This is a genomic window from Xenorhabdus sp. Sc-CR9 (genome assembly GCF_963897815.1).
Taxonomy (GTDB): Bacteria; Pseudomonadota; Gammaproteobacteria; order Enterobacterales; family Enterobacteriaceae; genus Xenorhabdus.
Genome location: NZ_CAWQTY010000073.1, coordinates 1 through 1,158, shown reverse-complemented (window position 1 = coordinate 1,158; position 1,158 = coordinate 1). Strand labels below are relative to the sequence as shown.

Genomic DNA, 1,158 nt, shown 5'->3' with positions numbered 1-1,158 from the left:
TAAATAAGATTTCATAATTGTGATACACCCATTTTTCTCATCCCCGGTTTTTGCTGTTGTAAGGAAGCGGTTTCCATGAAGATTTTGACATGGTTAAGCAACTGCCACATAAATTGGCAGCAGTGGTTTCGTGTCACGGTTTCATGCAAGGATTGCCATAGACGTTCGATTTTATTCAACCACGGGCAATAGGTCGGTAAAAAGAGAAGATTAAATTTGGGATTCTTTGCCAGCCAAACCCTGACCTTCCGGCTCTTATGAATGCAATAGTTATCTAAAATTAACGTGATGGTTTTGGCACTAACATATTGATTGTTAATTTCATCTAACAATTTGATAAATAAATCTGAGTTCTTTCTCAAGCTACCGACATAAGTGATTTCTTTCGTTTTCGCGTTGAGGCAACCGGCAAGGTAGTGTTTTTGGTTCTTTCCGGGGGTAACAACACGCTTTTGCTGCCCTTTGAAGCACCAGTCTGCACCGATTTTCGGGTTCAGGTTGATGTCCACCTCATCCTCATAGAAGACCGGGTGTTTCTCTGAGGCATTGGATAACGTCTCGCTGATTTTTGCCATTTTTTCATCATACTCAGGGTCAGGCAATTTTACGGTTGGCGCCGCCCTTCGCCAAACGATGCCCGTCCGGCAAAAGTAGCGATAGAGGGTACTTTGAGAGAGCGATGTATTCAGTAGCTCATTGATTTTAAGTGTAATAAGCTCAAGGCTCCATCGTGAACGGAGATAGCCAAAATGTTGTGGCGAGTGCTGTAATAAGAAAGAAATGACTGTGAAGAGCGGAGCTAAGTTCCAGATGGCAGGCCTTCCCGCCGGGAGGCTTTTAAGTCCTTCCAACCCGTATAATGTTAACCAATTTACCCAACGATGAACGGAAGAACGTGAACAGTGAAGCGTTCTGGAAACGTGAGAAACCGTACTCCCTTCATGTAACATCAAGAGCGCGGTGAAGCGACGTGCATAGTCCTTATCCCGGGTTTTCTGGATAGCTTTTTTCATCTGACGTCGTTCATTTCGGGGTATTGATGTTATGATTGGCATGACTCAGTCCATTTTGGGATTTGTTTTGATTTGGCGATTAATCAGATCGCGAAAATCGGACTGAGTTCCCTTCAAGTGATCTACTATTTTGAAATCTTATTTA

1 protein-coding gene is annotated in these 1,158 nt (G+C 43.2%); it reads right to left on the bottom strand.

The window, feature by feature from the left end; genetic code table 11:
- Positions 1–11 precede the first annotated feature (11 nt).
- Positions 12–1,055: an IS630 family transposase gene (locus tag AACQ81_RS03660; protein ID WP_237388482.1), complete on the bottom strand. Its 1,044-nt coding sequence runs from the start codon at positions 1,053–1,055 to the stop codon at positions 12–14.
- Positions 1,056–1,158: the final 103 nt, after the last annotated feature.

Coding starts and splice junctions, on each gene's coding strand:
- AACQ81_RS03660 (WP_237388482.1), bottom strand. CDS start 1,055: ATGCCAATCATAACATCAATACCCCGAAATGAACGACGTCAGATGAAA.